This window comes from Shewanella sp. 10N.286.48.B5 (assembly GCF_002874355.2).
Classification (GTDB): domain Bacteria; phylum Pseudomonadota; class Gammaproteobacteria; order Enterobacterales; family Shewanellaceae; genus Shewanella.
Genome location: NZ_MCVG02000003.1, coordinates 364,857 through 388,441, shown reverse-complemented (window position 1 = coordinate 388,441; position 23,585 = coordinate 364,857). Strand labels below are relative to the sequence as shown.

Sequence of the window (23,585 nt, the reverse complement as noted above, 5' to 3'; positions counted from 1 at the left end):
CGAAGCCCGTTAGATCGAAACTAGAAAATTGATCATTCCCGAAAAGCAAACCAAGTGCTAAAATACTCGGCTCAAGCAAGCCCTAGATTTGAAATCTAGTTAAATTTTGCAATATCGAATTTACTTTTATCCAAGGTCACAAAATGCATTTTCATGAACGGTTTGATGTAATTGTTGTTGGTGGTGGTCATGCCGGAACTGAAGCTGCCCTAGCAGCCGCAAGAATGGGGTCAAAAACATTATTGTTAACACATAACATTGATACTTTAGGTCAAATGTCTTGTAACCCTGCCATCGGTGGTATTGGAAAAGGTCATTTAGTTAAAGAAATTGATGCTCTTGGTGGTGCAATGGCTACTGCAACAGATTTTGCAGGTATCCAATTTCGAACATTAAATTCCAGTAAGGGCCCAGCAGTCAGAGCGACTCGAGCTCAAGCTGACAGAGCGCTTTACCGTCAAAAAATCCAACAGATTTTACAACACCAGCCTAATTTACGCATTTTCCAACAAGCGGTAGATGACTTAGTTGTTGAAAATAATACAGTAATTGGTGTAGTCACTCAGATGGGACTCGCTTTTGAAGCGCCAAGCGTAGTGTTAACTACAGGCACATTCCTTAGTGGTAAAATCCATATTGGTTTAGAAAATTACAGTGGTGGCCGAGCAGGTGATCCGCCAGCGATTGCCTTAGCAAATCGACTAAAAGAATTGCCAATTCGTGTTGGCCGCTTAAAAACCGGTACTCCACCACGAATTGACGCTAATAGCATTGATTTTTCCAAGATGGCTGAGCAAAAAGGTGATTCACCTTTGCCAGTTATGTCGTTTATTGGTGATGTTAGTCAACACCCTGAGCAAGTATCTTGTTATATCACTCATACCAATGAAAAAACTCACGATATTATTCGTGGAGGTATGGATCGTAGCCCAATGTATTCAGGGGTGATCGAAGGTATTGGACCACGTTATTGTCCATCGATCGAAGATAAAATAAATCGCTTTGCAGATAAATCATCGCATCAGATCTTTATTGAGCCTGAAGGCTTAACTACCAATGAGATCTATCCAAATGGGATCTCAACCAGTTTGCCATTTGATGTGCAATTGAATTTGGTGCGATCGATTCAAGGCATGGAAAATGCTGAAATCATTCGTCCTGGTTACGCTATTGAATATGATTATTTTGATCCAAGAGATTTAAAAAATTCACTTGAAACTAAAAATATCAATGGTTTGTTCTTTGCTGGACAAATTAACGGTACTACCGGTTATGAAGAAGCCGGTGCTCAAGGGTTGCTAGCTGGTATGAATGCGTCATTGCAAGTTCAAGGCAAAGAGGCTTGGTGCCCACGCCGTGATCAAGCTTACCTAGGGGTGTTAGTTGATGACTTATCAACCTTAGGTACCAAAGAGCCATACCGTATGTTCACCAGTCGTGCTGAATATCGTTTGCTACTACGTGAAGACAATGCTGATTTGCGCTTGACAGAAAAAGGTCGTGAATTAGGTTTAGTTGATGATCATCGCTGGGCATTATTCAGTGAAAAAATGGAATCGATTGAAACTGAGTTGCAACGTTTACGCAGTAATTGGGTTCATAATAATTCACCTTTGCTTGATGTATTAAACCCAGAGCTTAATACCCCAATTTCTCGTGAAGCATCATTTGAAGATCTACTTCGTCGTCCAGAAATGGATTATAAGAAATTAATGAGTTTAGAAGGTTTTGGACCGGGGATTGAAGATCCACGTGCTGCAGAGCAAGTTCAAATTCAAGTGAAGTACTCTGGTTATATTCAAAGACAGCAAGGTGAAATTGATAAAGCGATTCGTAATGAAACCACAATCTTGCCGCTTGATCTTGATTATCAAGAAGTTCCAGGCCTTTCAAATGAAGTGATCGCTAAGATGAATGAGCATAAACCTGAAACCATTGGTCAAGCATCAAGAATTTCAGGAATGACGCCGGCAGCGATCTCAATCTTGCTGGTTCATCTTAAAAAGCGTGGTTTATTGCGTAAAAGCGCATAAATCCCAGCAAAAAGTTGTCTTTTGACCAATAAGGGAAGCTTTGAGGCTTCCCTTAGTCATTTTCGCCATTCATAATACCCGATGATTTTATTATTCCCATTGCTTTTCGAGGTCACCCAGCGTGCTAGCAACTCAACTTAAAACCTATTTAGCTGAAACAAATATTTCAGCCACAGATACACAGCAAAAACAACTGGTTGATTTTGTTGCCATGCTGAATAAGTGGAATAAAGCCTATAACTTGACCTCGGTTAGAGATCCTGAACAGATGTTAATCCGACATGTGATGGACAGTTTGGTGGTTTCTCCTTATCTTAAGGGGCAACGCTTTATTGATGTCGGAACTGGACCTGGTTTACCAGGGATCCCATTAGCCATTTTAAATCCGGATAAAGAGTTTGTATTACTCGATAGTTTAGGCAAACGGATCCGTTTTCAAAAACAGGTTCAATTTGAATTAAAAATAAATAACATCACTTCAATTGAAAGTCGTGTAGAAGCGTATGAGCCTGAGCAAAAATTTGATGGCGTCATCAGTCGCGCTTTTGCATCAATCGAAGATATGCTCAGCTGGTGCCATCACCTTCCTGCTGCAGATGGTATTTTTTACGCCCTAAAAGGTCAGCTTAGTGATACGGAGTTAGCGACAATTCCTCAGGGTTTTGAAATAGCAGAAACGATAGTGCTTAATGTGCCAAAGTTAGATGAACAAAGACATCTATTAAAGCTGGTTAATAAAAAATAACCATAGCTAATAATTTATATTATCGGACATCGTAAATCAGTCATTAGGGTGAACTTGTGGGTAAAGTAATTGCCGTTGCCAATCAAAAAGGTGGCGTAGGAAAAACAACAACTTGTGTAAATTTAGCAGCATCACTTGCAGCCACAAAGCGCAAAGTGTTGTTAATTGATCTTGATCCACAAGGTAATGCCACTATGGGCAGTGGCGTCGATAAATACGACGTTGAAAACACCGCTTATGAATTATTAGTCGAAGAAAAGCCCTTCGATGACATAGTGATCAAAAATACCTCAGGTAAATACGATCTGATCGCAGCCAATGGTGATGTTACTGCTGCCGAAATTAAATTAATGGAGTTTTTTGCCCGAGAAATTCGTTTAAAAAATGCCATTGCAGCTGTTAAAGATGATTACGATTACATTTTTATTGATTGCCCGCCTTCATTAAATATGTTGACCGTCAATGCTATGTCAGCTGCTGACTCGGTACTGGTACCAATGCAATGTGAGTATTATGCATTGGAAGGCTTGACCGCCTTAATTGATACCATCACTAAACTGGGGGCTATGGTTAATCCTAGCCTTAGCATCGAAGGGATTTTACGCACCATGTACGATCCGCGAAATCGTTTATCCAATGACGTGTCTGATCAATTAAAACAACATTTTGGTGAAAAAGTGTATCGCACCGTGATCCCCCGTAATATCCGTTTAGCTGAAGCGCCAAGTTTTGGGGCGCCAGCAATGTATTACGATAAATCCAGTGCAGGGGCGAAAGCTTATTTAGCACTGGCTGGTGAAATCATTCGCCGTGCTGAGCAACAAACAGAATCTAAGTAAGTATTAAGTGTAAGGGAATAAAATGACGTTAAAAAAACGCGGTTTAGGAAAAGGCTTAGATGCATTATTGAGTAACAGTAGTGCTGCGAGTCGCAAAGCTGAACTTACACAACCTAAAGCTGAAATCAGTGAGCCACAAGTGGTTACTGAAGACGGTTTACTGATGCTTGATCTCGACTTACTGCAATCAGGTAAATATCAACCTCGTAAAGATATGTCACCTGAAGCACTTGATGAACTGGCTGAGTCGATTCGCTCACAAGGGGTTATTCAACCGATTGTTGTGCGTAAGGTTGATGATACCAAGTATGAGATTATTGCCGGTGAACGCCGCTGGAGAGCCGCTCAAATTGCTCAATTAAACAAAGTACCTTGTATCGTTAAACAGGTTGCTGATGAAGCTGCCGTTGCCATCGCTTTGATTGAGAACATTCAACGTGAAGACTTAAATGCCATGGAAGAAGCCATTGCATTACAACGTTTACTCGAAGAGTTTGAACTGACTCATCAACAAACGGCTGATGCCGTCGGAAAGTCTAGAGTAAGTGTGTCTAATTTATTACGCTTAAACAGTTTAAATGAGCCTGTAAAACGTTTACTGGAATATGGTGATATTGATATGGGTCATGCCAGAGCCTTGCTTGCCATTGAAGGTGAGGAGCAAACTAGCTTAGCTAGATTGGTCGCATCTAAAGAAATGACAGTTCGTGAAACTGAACGATTAGTCAATAAAGCGCTAAATCCGGCTAAAGAGCCTGAAAAAGTAACTCAAGACCATGATGTAAGCCGCTTAGAGCAACAGTTAATTGAACGATTAGGCGCAAAAGTTGCCATTAATCATGGCAGTAAAGGCAAAGGTAAGATTGTAATAAACTACCAAGATCTTGCTGAATTAGATGGTATTCTCAGTAAAATTCACTAAATTCCTCAACAAAATCATTTCAAAGGTAACTTAGCAACAAGGCGTATTTTTAACTTTTAGAATATTAAACGTTAAATATCAGCTTATATCACTGATAAACCACATATCAAAGTTGCAAACAAGGTGTGAAAAGGTATACTTTGCATGCTTTTTTTTCCCAATAGATTTGTTAATAAATACATTAATAAATTAAGGGAAAATTAAGTATTAATGCGGAGATAAAAAATTGAGTAAGGTTTTAGCGCGTCGTGGCCTATGGTCAGCCTATCGGATAGTGTTGCTACAGGCGGCGATAGCTGGGGGAACTTCAATTTTCTTTTTCGCTCTGTGGGGAGCTCAGTACGGATTTTCTGCTTTAGCAGGAGGTCTCATTGCTGTACTCCCTAATTTTGTATTCGCAACCCTTGCTTTCTCTCATGCGGGAGCTAGAGCATCAAGAAAAGTCGTTTGGTCGTTTTTCTTGGGGGAAGCGGTAAAGTTGCTGCTAACCATAGTGTTATTTGCCTGTGCATTTGGCCTGTTAAATACGTCATTTATGCCGTTATTCATCAGCTATCTGTTGGCATTATTAATACCTTGGACGGCCCCTTTATACTTCAAGCAAAATTAAGTGAGATTAATCATGGCGACAACTGGTGAAGCATTAAATGCTTCCGAGTATATCCAGCATCACCTGACTAATGCGAAAATGTGTTCTGCCGATGGCGGAATCGCTTTTAACTATGCATGTCAAGATGCCGGGTTTTGGACTTGGCACATTGACTCACTTTTGTTTTCAGTAGGTCTTGGGGTTCTATTTTTGTGGGCTTTCTACAAAGTAGGACGAAAAGCAACAACTGGCGTTCCAGGCAAATTTCAATGTTTCGTTGAAATGTGCGTGGAAGGTGTTGATAAAATCGTTAAAGACTCATTCCATGGGCGTAACGCGGTTATCGCACCATTAGGTCTGACTATTTTTGTCTGGGTTTTCCTGATGAATTTAATGGACTTAATTCCGGTTGACTTTGTACCTGAAGCCGCAAACAGATTATTAGGTGTTCCTTACCTTAAAATTGTACCAACAACTGACTTAAACGTAACTCTTGGCTTAGCTTTGAGCGTGTTTGCGTTGATTGTTTTTTACAGTATTAAAGTTAAAGGATTTGGTGGTTTCACAAAAGAAATGACCTTACAACCTTTCAATCATTGGGCACTAATTCCAGTAAACTTAGTATTGGAAACAGTAACCTTGGTTGCGAAGCCGATTTCATTATCGCTTCGTCTGTTTGGTAACCTGTATGCAGGTGAGTTGATCTTTATTCTGATAGCACTGATGCCTTGGTGGGCTCAGTTTGCACTATCAGTGCCTTGGGCTATTTTCCATATTTTGGTTATTGTGCTGCAGGCGTTTATCTTCATGATGCTTACGATTGTATATCTAAGCATGGCACATGAAGAACATTAATTTAATAAAATTAGTTATTTATCGGAGATAAAATGGAAACTGTAATTAGCTTTACAGCAATAGCTGTTGCAATCATGATTGGCTTAGCAGCGCTAGGTACTGGTATTGGTTTTGCTATCTTAGGCGGCAAGTTCTTAGAAGCTTCTGCTCGTCAACCAGAACTAGCTCCAGCATTACAAACTAAAATGTTCATCGTAGCTGGTCTACTTGATGCGATCTCAATGATTGCAGTTGGTGTTGCATTATTCTTCGTATTCGCTAACCCATTCGTAGGTCAGTTACAGGCTGTTGGTTAATCGTCCCTCTTAGTAAGGAGTTGTCGTTATGAGTATTAACGCTACCCTGCTAGGCCAAGCGATTTCTTTTGCTCTCTTCGTGTGGTTTTGCATGAAGTTTGTATGGCCACCATTGATGAACGCTATCGAAGAACGCCAGAAGAAAATTGCCGATGGACTAGCTGATGCAGGACGTGCTGCAAAAGATCTAGAGTTGGCTCAAGCGAAAGCAAATGAGCAACTAAAAGAAGCGAAGGCGACTGCTAACGAAATTATTGAGCAAGCTAATAAGCGCAAAGCTCAAATAGTTGAAGAAGCAAAAATGGAAGCTGATACAGAGCGTGCGAAAATCATTGCTCAAGGTCAAGCTGAAATTGAAAACGAACGTAATCGCGTTAAAGATGACTTGCGTAAGCAAGTTGCTACTCTTGCCATCACTGGTGCAGAGAAGATTCTTCAACGTTCGATTGACCCAGAAGCTCACAGTGACATAGTTAATAAACTTGTTGCTGAAATTTAATTAAGGAAGCGGAGTTATGGCTGAAATAAGCACCATTGCTCGTCCTTATGCAAAGGCAGCTTTTGATTTTGCTGTTGAGCACAAAGCAATTGAAGCTTGGGCAGAAATGCTTAACTTCGCGGCATTGGTAAGTGAAAACGAATCAATTAAGCCGTTGCTAGGTGGCTCATTAGCGAGTGCCAAGCTTGCATCATTATTCATAGAAATATGTGGTGATCAAGTGAACGCGCAAGGTCAAAACCTTTTGAAGGTTATGGCCGAAAACGGTCGTTTAGAGATACTACCTACAGTATCGCTACTTTTTGCTGAATATCGCAATGAGTGGGCAAAAGAAGTTGAAGCCGATGTTGTTTCAGCGACTGAGCTAAGCTCTGAGCAACAAACGCAAATTAGTGTTTCTCTTGAGAAACGTCTCGCACGCAAAGTAAAGCTGAATTGTAGCGTAGATGCATCACTGATTGGTGGTGTAATTATTAAATCAGGCGACTTAGTCATTGACGGCTCTGTTAGCGGTAATTTATCGCGCTTGTCTGATAAGCTACAATCGTAATTGGGAGTTTGAGCATGCAACTGAATTCCACTGAAATCAGCGATCTGATTAAGCAGCGGATCGAGCAGTTCGACGTCGTTAGTGAAGCTCGCAACGAAGGTACAATCGTTGCAGTAAGTGACGGCATCATTCGCATTCATGGCCTAGCCGATGTAATGCAAGGTGAAATGATCGAACTGCCTGGTGGCCGTTTTGCAATCGCGTTGAACTTAGAACGTGATTCTGTCGGTGCCGTAGTAATGGGTCCTTATGCTAATTTAGCAGAAGGCGCAAAAGTTAAGACCACTGGTCGTATTCTTGAAGTACCAGTAGGTCGTGGTTTATTAGGCCGCGTTGTTAACACTCTTGGTGAGCCAATTGACGGAAAAGGACCTATCGACAACGATGGTTTCTCTCCTGTTGAAGTAATTGCTCCTGGTGTTATTGAACGTCAGTCAGTAGATCAACCTATCCAAACTGGTTATAAAGCCGTTGATTCAATGATCCCAATCGGTCGTGGACAACGTGAATTGATCATTGGTGACCGTCAGACTGGTAAAACAGCGATGGCTATTGATGCAATTATCAACCAGAAAGATTCAGGCATTAAATGTGTATACGTAGCAGTAGGGCAAAAAGCTTCTACAATCGCTAACGTGGTACGTAAGCTTGAAGAGCACGGTGCATTAGCTAACACTATCGTTGTAGTTGCAACAGCTTCTGAAGCTGCAGCATTACAATACTTAGCACCTTACTCAGGTTGTTCTATGGGTGAATACTTCCGTGACCGCGGTGAAGATTCTTTAATCGTATATGATGATCTATCTAAGCAAGCAGTTGCTTACCGTCAGATCTCGCTACTATTGAAGCGTCCACCAGGACGTGAAGCATACCCAGGTGATGTATTCTATCTACATTCTCGTTTATTAGAGCGTGCTTCACGTGTAAACGAGCACTATGTAGAAAAGTTCACTAACGGTGAAGTAAAAGGTCAAACCGGTTCTTTAACTGCGTTACCTATTATTGAAACCCAAGCTGGTGACGTATCTGCATTCGTACCGACCAACGTAATTTCTATTACAGATGGTCAGATCTTCCTTGAGACTGACTTGTTTAACTCAGGACTACGTCCTGCTGTTAACCCAGGTATTTCTGTTTCTCGTGTTGGTGGTGCGGCTCAGACTAAGATCATCAAGAAACTGTCTGGTGGTATTCGTACCGCGTTAGCACAGTATCGAGAGCTTGCTGCGTTCTCACAATTTGCATCTGACTTAGATGATGCAACTCGTGCTCAACTTGAGCATGGTGAGCGTGTTACCGAACTTATGAAGCAAAAGCAATATGCTCCAATGAGCGTTGCTGATCAAGCTATCTCAATCTTCTCAGCTGAAAAAGGCTACTTGAAGACTGTAGAATTAAGTAAAATCGGTAGCTTTGAAGCCGCTCTGCTTTCATATATGAACAGCGAACATGCTGAGCTTATTAAAACTATCAATGCAACTGGCAACTACAATGCAGACATTGAAAGTGAATTAAAAGCGGGCATGGACAAGTTCATTGAAACCCAAACCTGGTAATGAATAGAGGTGTCGTAAGACACCTCCGGTCCAGAATTGGAGAGTAAAGATGGCCAACGCTAAAGAGATTAAAACCAAGATCGCGAGTGTTAAAAACACTCAGAAGATCACTTCTGCTATGGAAATGGTTGCAGCCAGCAAAATGCGTAAAGCGCAGGAACGCATGGCTTCAAGTCGTCCATATGCAGAGCATATGCGTCAGGTGATCGGTCACGTTGCGCAAGGTACTCTTGAATATAAACATCCATATTTGGAAGTGAGAGATGCCAAGCGGGTTGGTTACATTGTTGTGTCAACCGACCGTGGCCTTTGTGGTGGTTTGAACGTTAACCTTTTCAAAAAGGTTGTGTCAGACGTGAAGAGCTGGAAAGACCAAGGGGCAGATGTTGAATTTTGTCCTATTGGTGCACGAAGTGTGCAGTTCTTCAAAAGCTTTGGTGGAGAAATCTCTGCCCATGCATCTGGTTTAGGCGATGCGCCTAAATTAGCCGATTTAATCGGTACCGTACGTGTGATGCTACAAGCTTACAACGAAGGTAAATTGGATCGTTTGTTTATTGTGTTCAACAAATTCGTTAACACAATGACTCAAACTCCTGTGATCGAGCAGCTGCTACCTTTGCCTAAGTCAGAAGAAGAAGTAGCTAAGTATCCTTGGGATTATATTTACGAGCCAGATCCAAAAGAAATTTTGGAAGTATTACTGACTCGTTATGTGGAGTCTCAAGTTTATCAAGGTGTTGTTGAGAATATTGCCTCTGAGCAAGCTGCCAGAATGGTAGCGATGAAGGCGGCAACAGACAACGCTGGCGAACTGATCAATGATCTGCAATTAGTCTACAACAAGGCACGACAAGCTGCGATTACGCAAGAATTGTCGGAAATTGTTGCAGGTGCTGCAGCGGTTTAGGTTAGGTAACGAAAACAAGTTTAGAGGATTAATCATGAGCACAGGTACTGTTGTCCAAGTAATTGGCGCGGTTGTGGACGTAGAGTTTCCACAAGATGCTGTACCTCAGGTATATGACGCTCTGAAGATCACAGGTGAAGGCGACTGTAATGGTTTGGTGCTGGAAGTTCAGCAACAACTAGGTGGTGGTGTTGTTCGTGCCATCGCTATGGGTTCTTCTGATGGTCTGCGTCGTGGTCTAGAGGTAGCAAACTCAGGTTCACCAATTTCTGTTCCGGTAGGGGTTGCAACCCTTGGCCGTATCATGAATGTATTGGGCGAGCCTATTGATGAATGTGGCGAAATTGGTGAAGAAGAGCGTTATGAAATTCACCGTGAAGCTCCTTCATATGAAGATCAATCAAGCTCAACTGAACTTTTAGAGACTGGTATCAAGGTTATTGACCTTGTATGTCCATTCGCTAAGGGTGGTAAAGTTGGTTTATTTGGTGGTGCTGGTGTTGGTAAAACCGTCAACATGATGGAATTAATCAACAACATCGCAAAAGCACACTCAGGTCTTTCTGTATTCGCTGGTGTTGGTGAGCGTACTCGTGAGGGTAACGACTTCTACTACGAAATGAAAGATTCTGGCGTACTCGACAAAGTAGCCATGGTTTATGGCCAAATGAACGAGCCTCCAGGTAACCGTTTACGTGTTGCATTGTCTGGTTTGACAATGGCTGAGAAATTCCGTGACGAAGGTCGTGACGTACTGTTATTTGTTGATAACATCTACCGTTATACCTTAGCCGGTACTGAAGTATCTGCACTGTTAGGTCGTATGCCTTCTGCAGTAGGTTACCAACCAACACTAGCTGAAGAAATGGGTGTTCTACAAGAACGTATTACTTCAACTAAGTCTGGTTCTATTACCTCTGTACAAGCGGTATATGTACCTGCGGATGACTTAACCGATCCGTCACCAGCAACAACCTTCGCTCACTTAGATGCGACTGTTGTACTGTCTCGTAACATTGCATCGCTAGGTATTTACCCTGCGGTTGACCCATTGGATTCGACTTCACGTCAATTAGATCCATTAGTAGTTGGTCAAGAGCATTATGATGTTGCGAACGGCGTTCAAACTGTACTTCAGCGCTACAAAGAGCTGAAAGATATTATTGCGATCCTAGGTATGGATGAATTATCTGATGAAGATAAAACAACTGTATTCCGTGCTCGTAAGATTGAAAAATATCTTTCACAGCCTTTCTTCGTTGCTGAAGTATTTACAGGTTCTCCAGGTAAATACGTTTCTCTTAAAGACACCATCCGTGGCTTTAAGGGTATCTTGAATGGTGAGTTCGATCACATTCCTGAGCAAGCGTTCTACATGGTTGGTTCAATCGACGAAGCTGTCGAGAAAGCTAACAAAGCAAAATAACTGAGCATTAGCTTAGTATTTTAGGAGAACTTGATGGCAGCCATGACAGTCCAACTTGATATAGTAAGTGCTGAAAACAGCATGTTCAGCGGTGAAGTAAGCTTCTTAGAAGTGAGCGGCACCGAGGGTGAGTTAGGCATTATGCCTAACCATGCTCCATTACTTACTAGAATCAAACCTGGCATGGCGCGCATGATCAAGCAAGATGGTAGTGAAGAAGTGATGTATCTTTCAGGTGGAATCCTGGAAGTACAACCTGCTTCAATCTCTGTTCTTGCTGACGTCGCTTTGCGTGCCGATGATATTGATGAGCAAGCTGCATTAGAAGCTAAGCAAAAGGCTGAAGCGAATATCGCTAATGCTGGTGCTGACTTTGATTATGAAGCTGCAACAATTGAATTAGCTAAATCATTAGCTCAACTTCGTGTTGTTGAAACCATCAAAAAGAACATTGCCAGATAAAGGTTATTGTTTTGAAAAGGCGACCCTAGGGTCGCCTTTTTTGTATCTAGAATTTGAATCAATTGCATCATAATAGTCGTGCTTATACGCCAATTTTTGACTAATAGTGTAATAATTTCCATACTGATTTCCTGTCCCCCATAATCTAGGTTAAAATCAGCGTCAATAAACTGCATTAGCCAAAATTGAATACTTGTATAAAGGAATCCCGATGTCATTAAATGTTGTAATTTTAGCTGCTGGTAAAGGAACACGGATGCGTTCAGACTTGCCAAAGGTACTGCACCCTATTGCCCACAAAAGCATGGTGCAACATGTTATTGATACTGCAAACTCATTAGGCTCAAACGCTATTCAATTGGTTTATGGCTATGGCGCAGGCAAGCTGCAAGCTTCTTTAGGTGAGCAAGCGGTTAATTGGGTATTGCAAGCTGAGCAATTAGGTACAGGCCACGCCGTCGCGCAAGCCAATCCAAACATTAACGATGATGACACTGTGCTGATTTTATATGGGGATGTGCCGTTAATTAAGCAATCTACCTTAGAAAGCCTACTTGCTGCTCGCCCTGAAAATGGTTTAGCAATATTAACGGTTAATTTAGCTAACCCAAGCGGTTATGGCCGTATCGTGCGCGAAGGTGGCAAGGTTGTTGGTATTATTGAGCAAAAAGATGCTAATGCTGAGCAACTACTTATCAATGAAGTGAATACCGGCATTATGGCGGTACCTGGTAAGCAATTAAAAGCGTGGCTAGGGCGTCTTTCAAACAGTAATGCCCAAGGTGAGTATTACCTAACCGATATTATTGCTATGGCCCACGAAGATGGAGTGGCAATTGATACCGCGCAGCCACAATCAGCAGTGGAAGTTGAAGGCGCTAATAACCGCGTTCAGTTAGCGCAATTAGAACGTGCTTATCAAGCCCGTGAAGCTGAAGCGTTAATGCTGGCTGGCGCAAATTTACGTGATCCTAGCCGTATCGATATCCGCGGTGATGTGACCGTGGGTATGGACGTGATGATTGATGTTAATGTCATCTTTAATGGCAAAGTGACTTTAGGTAACAATGTCACTATTGGCGCAGGCGCGATATTAACTGACTGCGTTATCGCTGATAATGCTGAAATTAAGCCTTACTCAATCGTTGAAGGGGCAAAGCTTGGAGTTGCAGCCAGTGCTGGACCATTTGCTCGTTTACGTACAGGCGCTGAGCTAAAAGATAATGCCCATATTGGCAACTTTGTTGAAATGAAAAAGGCAGTGTTAGGTGAAGGCTCTAAAGCTGGCCATTTGGCTTATTTAGGCGATGCCAATATTGGCGCAGGGGTTAACATTGGTGCAGGTACTATTACCTGTAACTATGATGGTGCGAATAAATTCTTAACCACCATAGAAGATGGCGTATTTGTGGGGAGTGATACTCAATTAATTGCCCCAGTGACCATAGGTAAAAATGCCACTTTGGGTGCTGGTTCAACAATTGCTAAAGATGTCGCTGAAGGCGAGTTAGTTATTACTCGTGTTAAACAGCGCCATATCAGTGGTTGGGCAAGACCAGTTAAAAAAGTCAAATAGACTAAAAAACGATTGAATATCAAACGACAAGCATAGTTGCTTGTCGTTTTTTTTTACATAAAAAACACAAAGGTAAAGGCAATGTAAATAAACTTTAATAATAATCATTCTCATTTATAGTTGCGCCACATAAATACACAATTGCGAAACTTTAGAGGGTGAAGATGTTAACAAAGCTATCTTGTTTGTCACTTGCGGTAACGAGTGCAATTTTATCAATGTCTGTTATAGCAGAAGAACAGAGCCATACCAATCAAGCCAGCTCTCCAGGTATCGAGCATATTGAAGTCACAGGTAGACAATTCAATGACTATAAAGTCGGTACGGCATCCGGCGCAATGCGCGGTGATATTAGCATTTTAGATACCCCTCAATCAGTTACCGTCATTCCTGATTTTATTACCGACGAGCAATTAGCCACGAATTTATCAGAAGTGCTAGTTAATGACTCCAGTGTGACTGGCGGCAGTGAAAAGTGGAATCGTCAGGTATTTAACCTTCGCGGTTTTGAGCTATCTTCAGGCTCAGGTTTCTTGATTAATGGTCAGCAGCAGTGGTCTCACTATGTACAGCCAATCGAAACATTACAGCAAGTTGAAGTGTTAAAAGGGCCTTCAAGCATGTTGTACGGTCAGTCAGGTCCCGGTGGACTGATTAATATGGTTACCAAAAAATCGACTTATGATTCAATGATCGATATCGGTTTTGACATTGATGAGCATGGTTCTACTCGTTTGCAACTTGATGCGGGTGGCAGTTTGAATGAAGCGCAAACGCTGCGCTATCGCACCGTGCTGGTGAAACAAGATACCCAGTATTGGCGAGAGTACCGCGATGACTCTAATCAAGAACGAGATCGTTGGTTAGGCTATTTAAATGTAGAGTTTGATGTCACTGATGATTTGTTGTTGTCGGTTAAATATGACCATACCCAAGACAAAACCGGAATCGATCGTGGTGGTTGGTTAGATGCTGATGGAGAACTTATTGGTGGACGTGACACGATTTGGGATATGCCTTGGGCATTTACCGATAACACCATTAGTAATTTAGGTGCTGAATTAACTTATCATTTAACTGATGATTGGAAAATTAAAGCTGGTTATAACGACCAACAATTTAACCGTCAGCGTTTAGATTCATCGCCAAGCCTATGTACTGCATGTGGTGATGATCCGCTAACAGATGGCTACTATATCAGTCCATTTGATCGTTATGATGATTGGCAGCATAAGACTGGCTTTGTTGATTTAACGGGTAATTTTCAAACTGGTAATTTAGGTCATCAATTGTTAATTGGCGCCAATATGCTTGATTATTATTACGGTCAGCTCAAAGAATCTGGCGACAAATATCAAGTTGTGATGCCTGGGCTGCCCATGCCTAACCCTCAACTTGATTATCGTAATGATGACACTAAATCTGAAAGTGAATACAAGCATTACGGCTTTTATATTCAAGATTTAATAACAATCAATGACTCATGGAAAGCGCTGGCTGGTATGCGTTATGACGAGCAAAAGAAAGAAGGTGCTGGTAACAATAGCTATGCAGTGTCACCTAAGTTTGGGCTTATTTACTCGCCAGTAGAAAGCGCAAGCATTTACCTTAATTATTCAAAAAGCTTCACACCACAAGGTATGGTTAACGATATTAATGATCTTAATGACCAAATGAACCTTGATCCTGAATACGGCGAACAGTATGAACTTGGTGCCAAGTGGGAGCTATTTGACGGCAGTTTATTGCTGACTGGCGCTGTATTTGATATCACAGTGAATAATGTCACAGTAAAAGAGCAGATTGAAAACTCTGAGCAAACCATTACCACTCAATCAGGTGAGCAGCGCCATCGAGGTTTTGAAATAGGTTCACAAGGCCAACTAAGCGATAAATGGTTTATGACCGGTTCAATGATGTATTTAGATGCAGAGTATATCCGCCCAGATCAAGATAGCTTGAATGGCAAAACCCCAGTAGATGCGCCTGAATTATCGGCGAATATCTGGACTCGTTACGAAATGACCCAAGACTTAGCCTTTAATTTCGGGGCAATATATGTTGGCGAACGTTTTGCTAATACCAGCAATGCCATTGTAAAAGACGACTATGTTCGTTTTGACTTAGGTGCTGCCTATTCAATGCCGGTAATGGGAAGCGATATTAGCGTACGCATGAATATCAAAAACCTATTTGATACCGACTATCTTGATGGTGGTTCAGAAACTGATGTCACCGTTGGAGAGGGACGGAACTTTAGCTTAGCATTTGAAGCAAAATTCTAAGTATTAATAAGGCATTAAGTAAATTACTGCCACAATTGTTACAGTGACACTGCTAGCTTACTTTAACTTTTGATTATCAATATCAAGCCCCTATATCAATGATAGGGGCTTTTTGTTGGGCTAAATTTGAAATAGCTAACTTTCAAAGGCTAGTAAAAAAGTTTCGTTTAGTTATAATATGTCTTTCGAACCGAAACTTAAGCTACTGAACATGAATAAAAGAAACACACAGCAGCGACGCCATAGCATTATTAGCCTGTTGAATAGCCAAGGTGAAGTCAGTGTTGATGAGTTATCCTTACGGTTCGAAACTTCTGAAGTCACCATTCGTAAAGACTTAGCCACTTTAGAAAAAACCGGACTGTTATTACGCCGCTATGGTGGCGCAGTTGCTATACCTGATGAAGTCACTCAGGCATTTAGCAGCAAAATAGCCCCTAATAAATTATCAATCGCCAAAGCTGCGGCTGAATTAATTAACGATCACAACCGCATTATCATTGATAGCGGCAGTACCACCTCAGGGTTAATTCAACAGCTCAATCATAAGCGCGGTTTGTTAGTGATGACGAACTCATTGCAACTGGCAAACGCCATCCATGAGTTAGAAAATGAGCCGACATTATTGATGACCGGCGGCACTTGGGATCCGCATTCAGAGTCGTTTCAAGGTCAAATAGCGGAACAAGTACTACGCTCATATAACTTTGACCAGCTATTTATTGGCGCAGATGGCATTGATTTAGCCCGTGGCACCACCACCTTTAACGAATTAACTGGCTTAAGCAAAGTGATGGCAGAGGTCTCAAGAGACGTTATCGTGATGCTTGAATCGGACAAGTTTGGCCGCAGGATCCCCAACCTCGAATTACCTTGGAGCAATATCAGTGTATTAGTCACTGATGACAAGCTACCTGCAGAGACTGTGGCCACAATTACAGAATATGGTGTGAGAGTCATTTTGGCTCCTCACAAAGAATAGTTTTTCATTTTTACTAAATTAAATAATTGGACATAAATTATGTGTGGAATCGTAGGCGCAGTAGCGCAAAGAGATGTGGCTGAAATTTTAGTAGAAGGCCTTAAGCGCCTTGAATACCGTGGTTATGACTCTGCAGGTGTTGCCATCATCAATAATGATCAACTTGGCCGTACTCGCCGCGTCGGTAAAGTACAAGAGTTATCAGATGCGTTAGCCGCAGCACCACTGGCTGGCGGCACAGGTATTGCGCACACCCGTTGGGCAACCCACGGTGAGCCAAGCGAGCGTAATGCTCATCCACATGTGTCTGAAGGCGATATTGCCGTAGTGCATAACGGTATTATTGAAAACCATAATAAACTGCGCGAAATGCTAAAAGGTTTGGGTTACAGCTTTGCATCAGATACTGATACCGAAGTGATTTGTCACCTTGTTCATCACGAGTTGAAAACACATGACACCCTAGTTGCCGCTGTGCAAACTGCTGTTAAACAACTAGAAGGTGCTTACGGAACTGTAGTTGTCGATCGCCGTGATAACTCTCGCATGGTTGTTGCCCGTAGTGGTAGCCCGTTAGTCGTGGGTTACGGTTTAGGTGAAAACTTTATCGCATCAGATCAGCTGGCTTTATTACCTGTTACCCGTTCATTTGCCTTTTTAGAAGAAGGTGATGTAGCCGAAGTGACTCGCCGTGAAGTGAATATTTTTGATGTTGATGGCAATGCAGTAGAGCGTGAAGTGAAAGAGTCAGAAGTCACCCACGATGCCGGTGATAAAGGTGAATACCGTCACTACATGCTTAAAGAAATCTACGAGCAGCCAACTGCCATCGCCCATACTTTAGAAGGCCGTATTGCTGGTGGTAAAGTATTAGATACTGCTTTTGGTGACAACGCAGCCGAGTTCTTAAAAGACATCAAACACGTACAAATCATTGCCTGTGGTACCAGTTACCATGCGGGTATGGCGGCGCGTTACTGGTTAGAAGACTGGGCAGGCGTATCCTGTAATGTTGAAATTGCCTCTGAGTTCCGTTATCGCAAATCGCACTTATTCCCTAACAGCTTGTTGGTGACGATTTCACAATCAGGTGAAACAGCTGATACTTTAGCGGCAATGCGTCTAGCAAAAGAAATGGGCTATAAAGCCACCTTAACCATCTGTAATGCACCTGGTTCATCATTAGTGCGTGAATCTGATATGGCTTACATGATGAAAGCCGGCGTTGAAATTGGTGTGGCTTCAACTAAAGCCTTTACCGTGCAATTGGCTGGTTTATTAATGCTAACCACAGCAATTGGTCGTCACAATGGCATGAGCGAAGAAATGCAAGCCGCTATCACCCAAAGCCTACAATCTATGCCTGCGAAAGTTGAGCAAGCCCTTGGTTTAGATGATGCCATTGCTGAGCTAGCCGAAGACTTTGCCGACAAGCACCATGCACTATTTTTAGGCCGAGGTGATCAATACCCAATCGCAATGGAAGGCGCACTAAAGCTGAAAGAAATTTCATACATTCATGCAGAAGCCTATGCCTCTGGTGAACTAAAGCACGGCCCATTAGCGCTTATTGATGCTGACATGCCAGTTATTGTTGTCGCACCTAACAACGAGCTGCTTGAAAAGCTTAAATCAAACGTCGAAGAAGTGCGTGCTCGTGGTGGCTTAATGTATGTGTTTGCCGATAAAGATGCCGAGTTTGAGTCTGATGACACCATGAAGGTGATCCCAGTGCCACATTGTGATGAGTTTATGGCACCGCTTATCTACACCATTCCATTGCAGTTATTGTCTTATCACGTAGCCTTGATTAAAGGTACTGATGTTGACCAACCACGTAACCTCGCCAAATCCGTAACGGTTGAGTAAGTAACATGATTGCTGTTGGTTGATTGTGTGATATTAACTAAATATCAAAGCGACTGTTCTAATGAACAGTCGCTTTTTTTTACCTTGTCGGTAGCTTTTATGTTGTGCGGCCTAAGCGGCCGAGGTAAGTCGTGGTGCTTCGACCATACTAGATATCGAACACAAGTTTTCTTTAAGTATTTCCAAACTCCGTTTGGATTAACATCGCAGGATTCCATCCTGCACCGGCCAAAAGGGTATCAACAGCAATGCCCTCTTTACTTTTAATTAAAGAATTAGGCCCAGCCGCCCCAGACGAAAAATGCTGAGAAGCGCATAGTTTTCGATGGGGATTGATCCAGCTTCTGACTTCACTTGTAGCCTGCTTCGGTCTTATTCGAAAATGCTAACGCTTCCGATGGTGCATCTGAAGTACATGGATTTACAAATGTCACGGTGGCATGGATGCTAAGGAGTGACCCAGCACCTCGAAAGCTATGCTCACATCCATGTGAGCATCACGCTATTTTCTTCAACGTCCTCAATTCAAATTGAGTATTTTAGCTGATTAGATTCTTGGTCTTTTAGCTTTTTAATTGCCACGAATATAGTCAAATCGAAGAGATAAAAATCCCAGTGTAGATGCAGCAGCGAGCTTCCAAAACATGGATGTTTTGGCAGAGCTTACATGGACGTACTCGCAGCGTCTCGCAGTTGTATCTGCACATAAGCCTGCGGCAGGCAATTGGTTAAGTTAAGGTGGTGGACTACAGTAACGGATCCAATATAAATGAAGTATAAAGTTGGTGGTCGTAAAACATTTTGCCTCAAAGTTTGTTTCAAGTATGAACCTGTGGCCACAGCATTCCAGACGAAAAATGCATCATTTCGATGGGGGCGTACTGCTTAACACTTTATTAGTATCAGGCTTATAAATATCGGATACGTATCCTCTGTAAACCATATTTCCCACCTTTATGTTGTGTGTTGTATATAAAAACAGTTGTAATGGTTTTTAGGGCTTTTTTAAGTTAAATCGGCTAATAAGTGAACTAAAGTGGTACGGTAAACAATAGGTTTGTTTTGTAATACATTGAAATAAACGTATTTTTGTTTTCTGTTGAATATTAAGTCCACTTTAACGCGCAACCTCGCTTTTACTTTGTCATTCTAGCTAAATAAAACGGCTTTACATCAAGAAGATAGTAAATGTAGGATGATATTAATCAATAACTTAAAAGGGCGGCTTTATTGGACGAGCCCTTCAATAAGCGTTAGGGATCTCCTAGTAAAGTAACATAGGGTTAACAAAATAATGTTAGATAAATTAGTTGGTAAGGTTCTTAATTTCAAAGCGGTCACTAAAACAAAGGTACAGTTTGAATTAAGTGAGCATAATTGTGTAATCGAACTTCAAGTATCTGATGCTTGGGTTATTAATCGTAATGATGAAGTTACTGTTGTCGGCGAGCGGGACTCAAAAACAGGTAAGTTTATTGCCTATGCTTACAATAACCACACAAAGGGAGTGTTTGGTAAGTATGATGCCCAAGTAGCAGGTGGATGGTTGTTTGTTGTTATTGGGCTATTCTTTTTTTGGGCTATTTTCCCACTGTTCTTTCATGTTCCTGCAGGAATCAAACAGATTTCACTTGGGAAAAAAGTTAACGAAGCTTTTGACTTGGTGACACAGAGCAACGTGCTCTAATCGGGTAGCCGGAGGTATCTAGCCTCCAGGCCCCACACCACCCAGCATGCGGCTCCGCACAGGGCGGTTCCCAAAGATTTTCAGAACATGTTGGCCGATTAGCTCCGACATATCCCAATGCTGGCTGCTGTATTATCAACGCCAACACTCCTCGAACCCGGTCGGGTATGGAATATTGAGTTGCACAGACTCCTCACTGATCTTCAGGTTCAGGCCTTCACCATATTCCAACCATTACGATGGGCGTTGGGCTACTCGGCAACTGCTCCTGCGTTGCTCTACCTCCTGCATCCATGCAGTCGTATGCCGTCTGCTGAAATCTCCATGGAAGGAGTGAATGCCAAAAAATGTCGGGAACATTTAGGTCTTCTGCTTAATCATATGCCGAGTTGCCCCGTCATGCGCTATCGGTTTTCATCTGATTCGCTCTTTTCACTCGATGACACTGAAAAGCCAAGGCAGTTATAAACCAGAGCCTTACTGGTTAGCTTGTACAAAAACTTCGCGATCGTGAGTTAAACAGATCTTCCCACTCTTTATTGGTTGTTTAGTGCGGCGTTAATTCATCGAAATGTTAATCTGAAGCTCACAGAATGGAGTTAAATGTCTAACGCATTCTGTCCAAAAATAAGCTAAACAGACTTTGAATCTGTGGCCGGCTTTCATTAACCACTACAGTCCTAAAATGTCCTACAGTTACACTCAGCCAAAACCAGCAAAAAAGGGAACACTTAGGTTCCCTTTTTGCAGTCTAACACTTGGTCATTTCATCAATAGCCAAGCCTGAATTAGCTGGTAATTACCATACTCTGGCAACTAACCCTTTCAGATAATACCCTTCAGGGAAGGCACTGCTAATTGGGTGGTCGCTGGCTTGATGTATCCGCTCAACAAATTGCACTTCGCGCTTGGCATCGAGTGCGGCGTCGGCAACCACTTTTTGGAATAGATCTGACTGCATTAACCCTGAACATGAGAACGTCAACGCGCCTCGCTTGGGCTCGTTGAATGCGGCGGGCAAAAAACTCGGCGTCGATGGTTTCTTCTTTATCAAAAGTCCAAACTCTTACTTGAATTTGTGACTCTGGTGACCAGGCTCCACGGGCTAGCCAGCGGCCATCGTGACCAACAACCTCAACCGTATCGCCCGCTTGTGGCTTGCCGCCATTGACGTTATGAATACCGTTAGAGAACACCCAAGGGTGACGTCGCTCTAATGAACGTTCGCGTTTAGGTTTGAGTTTGATTCTGATAGCCATGGTATTGGCTAAAGTAATTGTAAAAGTGGTAAATGCAGTTCAGCTCATCAGGTTTAACATCGCCTGTGGCTAAGTTTAAAGCCTATGCTGTGTAAGGGCAGATCGTAGCGTGTTTTGAGCTTAAAAGCCTGATAAATCACCCAGAACAGCATGATTCCCTTAACGCTTTGATGACGAATTGTTATTAACCTTTTGTACAAAGCAGAAAAATGGACAGATTTATTATCATATCGGCTGCAGTGACTCACTTTGGCGAGTTTTAAATGCTTTACATGTAAAAAATCGTATATATACTATTTCGTATGTTCTGGTTGGGTGAAATATTAATATGACAAAAGCACGGGTATTGTTTCTGTGTACGGGAAATTCAGCTCGTTCGCAAATGGCTGAAGTGTTGTTAAAGCATCGGGCGGGGGATCGCTTTGAGGTTTATAGTGCGGGTACTCAGCCTGAAGCGGTGGATCCTCGTGCTATTGATGCCTTGCACCGTTTTGGTATTGATACGGCTAATATGACTCAGCTTGTTTCAAATCCTATTAGCGACTTTAAAGCGCAGCAGTTTGATTATGTCATCACCCTTTGTGATCGTGCCACTGATGAGTGCCGCAGTTATGAAGGTGCGGGTAAACAACTGGCATGGGATTTTCCCGATCCAAAATCGCGTCAAGGTTATCATCCATTTTTAACCACCTTAAATGAACTCAATAATCGCTTGTCGATGTTTCTTTTGGTCGAAGCTATTACCCCAGAAACGATTACCTCAGAATCAGCCACCAGCAATGAGGGCATAACTAGCCTTGAACCCAGCGTTTTTTATAAATGCCTGACAGATGATATTCGCTTAAAAACCCTAATGCTGACCCATTACCACGGCGAGCTGTGTGTTTGCGAGTTAATGCAAGCGCTGGCAGAAGATAGCCAGCCTAAGGTGTCGCGTAATCTGGCGGTGCTTAAAAAAGCCAACATTATCAGCGATAGGAAACACGGCCAGTGGGTGTTCTACCGCATTAATCCAGACTTACCCATGTGGGCTAAGTGTGTTATTGCCCAAACTACTGAAAATAATATTCCATTGATTTCAGAAGACTTACAAAGATTGGCATTGATGCAATGTCGTCCGAATAAGGCCAGTTTTTGTAAGTAATGTTCACCTATTTCAAAATAACCTTAAAAGTAATTGATTAGTAATAGCAGAGGATTTTCACATGACGATTAAAATCGGAATTAACGGCTTTGGCCGTATGGGACGTTTAACAATGCGCGCCGCATTTGATTGGGATGACATTGAAATTGTGCATATCAATGATCCCGCGGGCGATGCCGCAACATTAGCCCACTTAATGACATTTGATTCAGTCCATGGCCGCTGGCACCACGAGGCGACCCATACTGAAGTGAATGGCGCTCAAGCTATGCTGATAAATGGCAAAACCATCCCATGTACTCAAAATGTGGCAACCCAAGATACTGACTGGTCACAGTGTGATGTGGTGGTTGAGGCGTCGGGTAAAATTAAAACCAAAGCATTGCTGCAAGCTTATTTAGATCAAGGCGTAAAACGTGTCGTTGTTACTGCGCCGGTTAAAGAAGATGGGGTGCTGAATATCGTGATGGGTGTTAACGAAGGCTTATATGATAAAGCGCTTCACCCTATTGTGACCGCAGCCTCTTGTACCACTAACTGTTTAGCCCCTGTGGTTAAAGTTATTCATGAAAAAATTGGTATTAAGCATGGCTCGATGACCACTATTCATGACATTACTAACACCCAAACCATTATTGATGCACCGCATCAAGATTTACGCCGCGCCCGTGCGTGTGGCACTAGCTTAATTCCTACCACCACAGGTTCAGCAACGGCAATTACCCATATTTTCCCTGAGCTAAAAGGCAAGCTTAATGGTCACGCAATTCGAGTGCCATTAACCAATGCCTCTTTAACCGATTGCGTATTTGAAGTTGAGCGTAAAACCGATATTGCTGAGATTAACCAAGTACTAAAACAGGCTGCAGAAAACGAGCTTAAAGATATTTTAGGTTATGAGGAGCGTCCGCTGGTTTCAATCGATTATAAAACCGACCCGCGCTCAAGCATTATTGATGCCTTATCCACTATGGTGGTCAATGACACTCAAGTAAAACTGTATGTGTGGTACGACAATGAGTGGGGCTATGCAAATCGCACTGCGGAATTGGTACGCATGGTTGGTTTGGCTGACAAAAACTAGATATAGGTTATGAGTTA

The 23,585-nt window shown here is 42.3% G+C and carries 20 protein-coding genes and 2 pseudogenes; 20 read left to right on the top strand and 2 right to left on the bottom strand.

Features of this window, described 5'->3' with window-relative positions; all coding sequences use genetic code 11:
* Positions 1 to 143: 143 nt before the first annotated feature.
* The 18 genes from mnmG to BCU57_RS18605 all read left to right on the top strand — a co-directional run bounded on the left by mnmG (position 144) and on the right by BCU57_RS18605 (position 20,081).
* Positions 144 to 2,033, top strand: a complete 1,890-nt coding sequence (mnmG, locus tag BCU57_RS18690) for a tRNA uridine-5-carboxymethylaminomethyl(34) synthesis enzyme MnmG (protein ID WP_102436394.1) — start codon at positions 144 to 146, stop codon at positions 2,031 to 2,033.
* A gap of 121 nt (positions 2,034 to 2,154) precedes the next feature.
* Positions 2,155 to 2,778 carry a 16S rRNA (guanine(527)-N(7))-methyltransferase RsmG gene (gene rsmG, locus BCU57_RS18685; protein ID WP_102436392.1) on the top strand — a complete coding sequence of 208 codons (624 nt, stop codon included), beginning with the start codon at positions 2,155 to 2,157 and terminating at the stop codon, positions 2,776 to 2,778.
* A gap of 56 nt (positions 2,779 to 2,834) precedes the next feature.
* The gene (locus tag BCU57_RS18680; RefSeq protein WP_076541796.1) at positions 2,835 to 3,617 is read left to right on the top strand and encodes a ParA family protein; all 783 of its coding nucleotides are present in this window, start codon (positions 2,835 to 2,837) and stop codon (positions 3,615 to 3,617) included.
* A 22-nt stretch (positions 3,618 to 3,639) separates the two neighbouring features.
* A complete protein-coding gene (locus BCU57_RS18675; RefSeq protein ID WP_102436390.1) occupies positions 3,640 to 4,539 on the top strand; it encodes a ParB/RepB/Spo0J family partition protein in 900 nt (299 codons plus the stop codon).
* 226 nt (positions 4,540 to 4,765) lie between these two features.
* Complete coding sequence (locus tag BCU57_RS18670) at positions 4,766 to 5,149, top strand: ATP synthase subunit I (protein WP_102436388.1); 384 nt, start codon at positions 4,766 to 4,768, stop codon at positions 5,147 to 5,149.
* 12 nt (positions 5,150 to 5,161) lie between these two features.
* On the top strand, positions 5,162 to 5,983 hold the full coding sequence (gene atpB, locus BCU57_RS18665) for a F0F1 ATP synthase subunit A (protein WP_076541877.1): 822 nt from the start codon (positions 5,162 to 5,164) through the stop codon (positions 5,981 to 5,983).
* Between the two features lie 32 nt (positions 5,984 to 6,015).
* Positions 6,016 to 6,279 carry a F0F1 ATP synthase subunit C gene (atpE, locus tag BCU57_RS18660; RefSeq protein WP_076541802.1) on the top strand — a complete coding sequence of 88 codons (264 nt, stop codon included), beginning with the start codon at positions 6,016 to 6,018 and terminating at the stop codon, positions 6,277 to 6,279.
* A gap of 28 nt (positions 6,280 to 6,307) precedes the next feature.
* Positions 6,308 to 6,778, top strand: coding sequence for a F0F1 ATP synthase subunit B (gene atpF / locus BCU57_RS18655; protein ID WP_076541804.1), 471 nt, complete (start codon positions 6,308 to 6,310; stop codon positions 6,776 to 6,778).
* Positions 6,779 to 6,794: 16 nt separating this feature from the next.
* Positions 6,795 to 7,328 (top strand): F0F1 ATP synthase subunit delta, encoded by a 534-nt coding sequence (atpH, locus tag BCU57_RS18650; protein ID WP_102436386.1) that lies wholly within the window; start codon positions 6,795 to 6,797, stop codon positions 7,326 to 7,328.
* A 14-nt stretch (positions 7,329 to 7,342) separates the two neighbouring features.
* Positions 7,343 to 8,884, top strand: coding sequence for a F0F1 ATP synthase subunit alpha (atpA, locus tag BCU57_RS18645; protein WP_102436384.1), 1,542 nt, complete (start codon positions 7,343 to 7,345; stop codon positions 8,882 to 8,884).
* A gap of 49 nt (positions 8,885 to 8,933) precedes the next feature.
* A complete protein-coding gene (atpG, locus tag BCU57_RS18640; protein ID WP_102436382.1) occupies positions 8,934 to 9,794 on the top strand; it encodes a F0F1 ATP synthase subunit gamma in 861 nt (286 codons plus the stop codon).
* Positions 9,795 to 9,828: 34 nt separating this feature from the next.
* Positions 9,829 to 11,220 (top strand): F0F1 ATP synthase subunit beta, encoded by a 1,392-nt coding sequence (atpD, locus tag BCU57_RS18635; RefSeq protein WP_102436380.1) that lies wholly within the window; start codon positions 9,829 to 9,831, stop codon positions 11,218 to 11,220.
* A gap of 33 nt (positions 11,221 to 11,253) precedes the next feature.
* A complete protein-coding gene (locus tag BCU57_RS18630) occupies positions 11,254 to 11,682 on the top strand; it encodes a F0F1 ATP synthase subunit epsilon (protein WP_076541813.1) in 429 nt (142 codons plus the stop codon).
* Between the two features lie 211 nt (positions 11,683 to 11,893).
* Positions 11,894 to 13,258 (top strand): bifunctional UDP-N-acetylglucosamine diphosphorylase/glucosamine-1-phosphate N-acetyltransferase GlmU, encoded by a 1,365-nt coding sequence (glmU, locus tag BCU57_RS18625; RefSeq protein WP_102436378.1) that lies wholly within the window; start codon positions 11,894 to 11,896, stop codon positions 13,256 to 13,258.
* A gap of 164 nt (positions 13,259 to 13,422) precedes the next feature.
* On the top strand, positions 13,423 to 15,543 hold the full coding sequence (locus tag BCU57_RS18620) for a TonB-dependent siderophore receptor (protein WP_102436376.1): 2,121 nt from the start codon (positions 13,423 to 13,425) through the stop codon (positions 15,541 to 15,543).
* 211 nt (positions 15,544 to 15,754) lie between these two features.
* Positions 15,755 to 16,525, top strand: coding sequence for a DeoR/GlpR family DNA-binding transcription regulator (locus BCU57_RS18615; RefSeq protein ID WP_102436374.1), 771 nt, complete (start codon positions 15,755 to 15,757; stop codon positions 16,523 to 16,525).
* A 39-nt stretch (positions 16,526 to 16,564) separates the two neighbouring features.
* Positions 16,565 to 18,394, top strand: a complete 1,830-nt coding sequence (gene glmS, locus BCU57_RS18610; protein WP_102436372.1) for a glutamine--fructose-6-phosphate transaminase (isomerizing) — start codon at positions 16,565 to 16,567, stop codon at positions 18,392 to 18,394.
* 1,294 nt (positions 18,395 to 19,688) lie between these two features.
* Entirely contained in the window at positions 19,689 to 20,081 is a 393-nt protein-coding gene (locus tag BCU57_RS18605) for a hypothetical protein (protein ID WP_102436370.1), read from the top strand.
* A gap of 799 nt (positions 20,082 to 20,880) precedes the next feature.
* On the opposite strand, the pseudogene BCU57_RS18600 reads toward BCU57_RS18605, so the two are convergent.
* Positions 20,881 to 21,066: pseudogene (locus BCU57_RS18600) on the bottom strand (23S rRNA (cytosine(1962)-C(5))-methyltransferase RlmI); the annotation flags it as partial.
* A pseudogene (locus tag BCU57_RS18595) lies at positions 21,056 to 21,340 on the bottom strand (23S rRNA (cytosine(1962)-C(5))-methyltransferase RlmI); the annotation flags it as partial. The pseudogenes BCU57_RS18595 and BCU57_RS18600, both read right to left, overlap by 11 nt.
* Positions 21,341 to 21,668: 328 nt before the next feature.
* On the opposite strand from BCU57_RS18595, the gene BCU57_RS18590 reads away from it, so the two are divergent.
* Both BCU57_RS18590 and BCU57_RS18585 read left to right on the top strand, forming a co-directional pair.
* Complete coding sequence (locus BCU57_RS18590; RefSeq protein WP_102436368.1) at positions 21,669 to 22,484, top strand: metalloregulator ArsR/SmtB family transcription factor; 816 nt, start codon at positions 21,669 to 21,671, stop codon at positions 22,482 to 22,484.
* 61 nt (positions 22,485 to 22,545) lie between these two features.
* Positions 22,546 to 23,568, top strand: a complete 1,023-nt coding sequence (locus BCU57_RS18585) for an ArsJ-associated glyceraldehyde-3-phosphate dehydrogenase (protein ID WP_102436366.1) — start codon at positions 22,546 to 22,548, stop codon at positions 23,566 to 23,568.
* The last annotated feature ends 17 nt before the right edge of the window (positions 23,569 to 23,585 follow it).

Bases quoted from the DNA above. Each gene is read 5' to 3' on its own strand.
- mnmG (WP_102436394.1), top strand. From the start codon at position 144: ATGCATTTTCATGAACGGTTTGATGTAATTGTTGTTGGTGGTGGTCAT.
- BCU57_RS18675 (WP_102436390.1), top strand. From the start codon at position 3,640: ATGACGTTAAAAAAACGCGGTTTAGGAAAAGGCTTAGATGCATTATTG.
- atpB (WP_076541877.1), top strand. From the start codon at position 5,162: ATGGCGACAACTGGTGAAGCATTAAATGCTTCCGAGTATATCCAGCAT.
- atpE (WP_076541802.1), top strand. From the start codon at position 6,016: ATGGAAACTGTAATTAGCTTTACAGCAATAGCTGTTGCAATCATGATT.
- atpF (WP_076541804.1), top strand. From the start codon at position 6,308: ATGAGTATTAACGCTACCCTGCTAGGCCAAGCGATTTCTTTTGCTCTC.
- atpH (WP_102436386.1), top strand. From the start codon at position 6,795: ATGGCTGAAATAAGCACCATTGCTCGTCCTTATGCAAAGGCAGCTTTT.
- atpA (WP_102436384.1), top strand. From the start codon at position 7,343: ATGCAACTGAATTCCACTGAAATCAGCGATCTGATTAAGCAGCGGATC.
- atpG (WP_102436382.1), top strand. From the start codon at position 8,934: ATGGCCAACGCTAAAGAGATTAAAACCAAGATCGCGAGTGTTAAAAAC.
- atpD (WP_102436380.1), top strand. From the start codon at position 9,829: ATGAGCACAGGTACTGTTGTCCAAGTAATTGGCGCGGTTGTGGACGTA.
- BCU57_RS18630 (WP_076541813.1), top strand. From the start codon at position 11,254: ATGGCAGCCATGACAGTCCAACTTGATATAGTAAGTGCTGAAAACAGC.
- glmU (WP_102436378.1), top strand. From the start codon at position 11,894: ATGTCATTAAATGTTGTAATTTTAGCTGCTGGTAAAGGAACACGGATG.
- BCU57_RS18620 (WP_102436376.1), top strand. From the start codon at position 13,423: ATGTTAACAAAGCTATCTTGTTTGTCACTTGCGGTAACGAGTGCAATT.
- BCU57_RS18615 (WP_102436374.1), top strand. From the start codon at position 15,755: ATGAATAAAAGAAACACACAGCAGCGACGCCATAGCATTATTAGCCTG.
- glmS (WP_102436372.1), top strand. From the start codon at position 16,565: ATGTGTGGAATCGTAGGCGCAGTAGCGCAAAGAGATGTGGCTGAAATT.
- BCU57_RS18605 (WP_102436370.1), top strand. From the start codon at position 19,689: ATGTTAGATAAATTAGTTGGTAAGGTTCTTAATTTCAAAGCGGTCACT.
- BCU57_RS18590 (WP_102436368.1), top strand. From the start codon at position 21,669: ATGACAAAAGCACGGGTATTGTTTCTGTGTACGGGAAATTCAGCTCGT.
- BCU57_RS18585 (WP_102436366.1), top strand. From the start codon at position 22,546: ATGACGATTAAAATCGGAATTAACGGCTTTGGCCGTATGGGACGTTTA.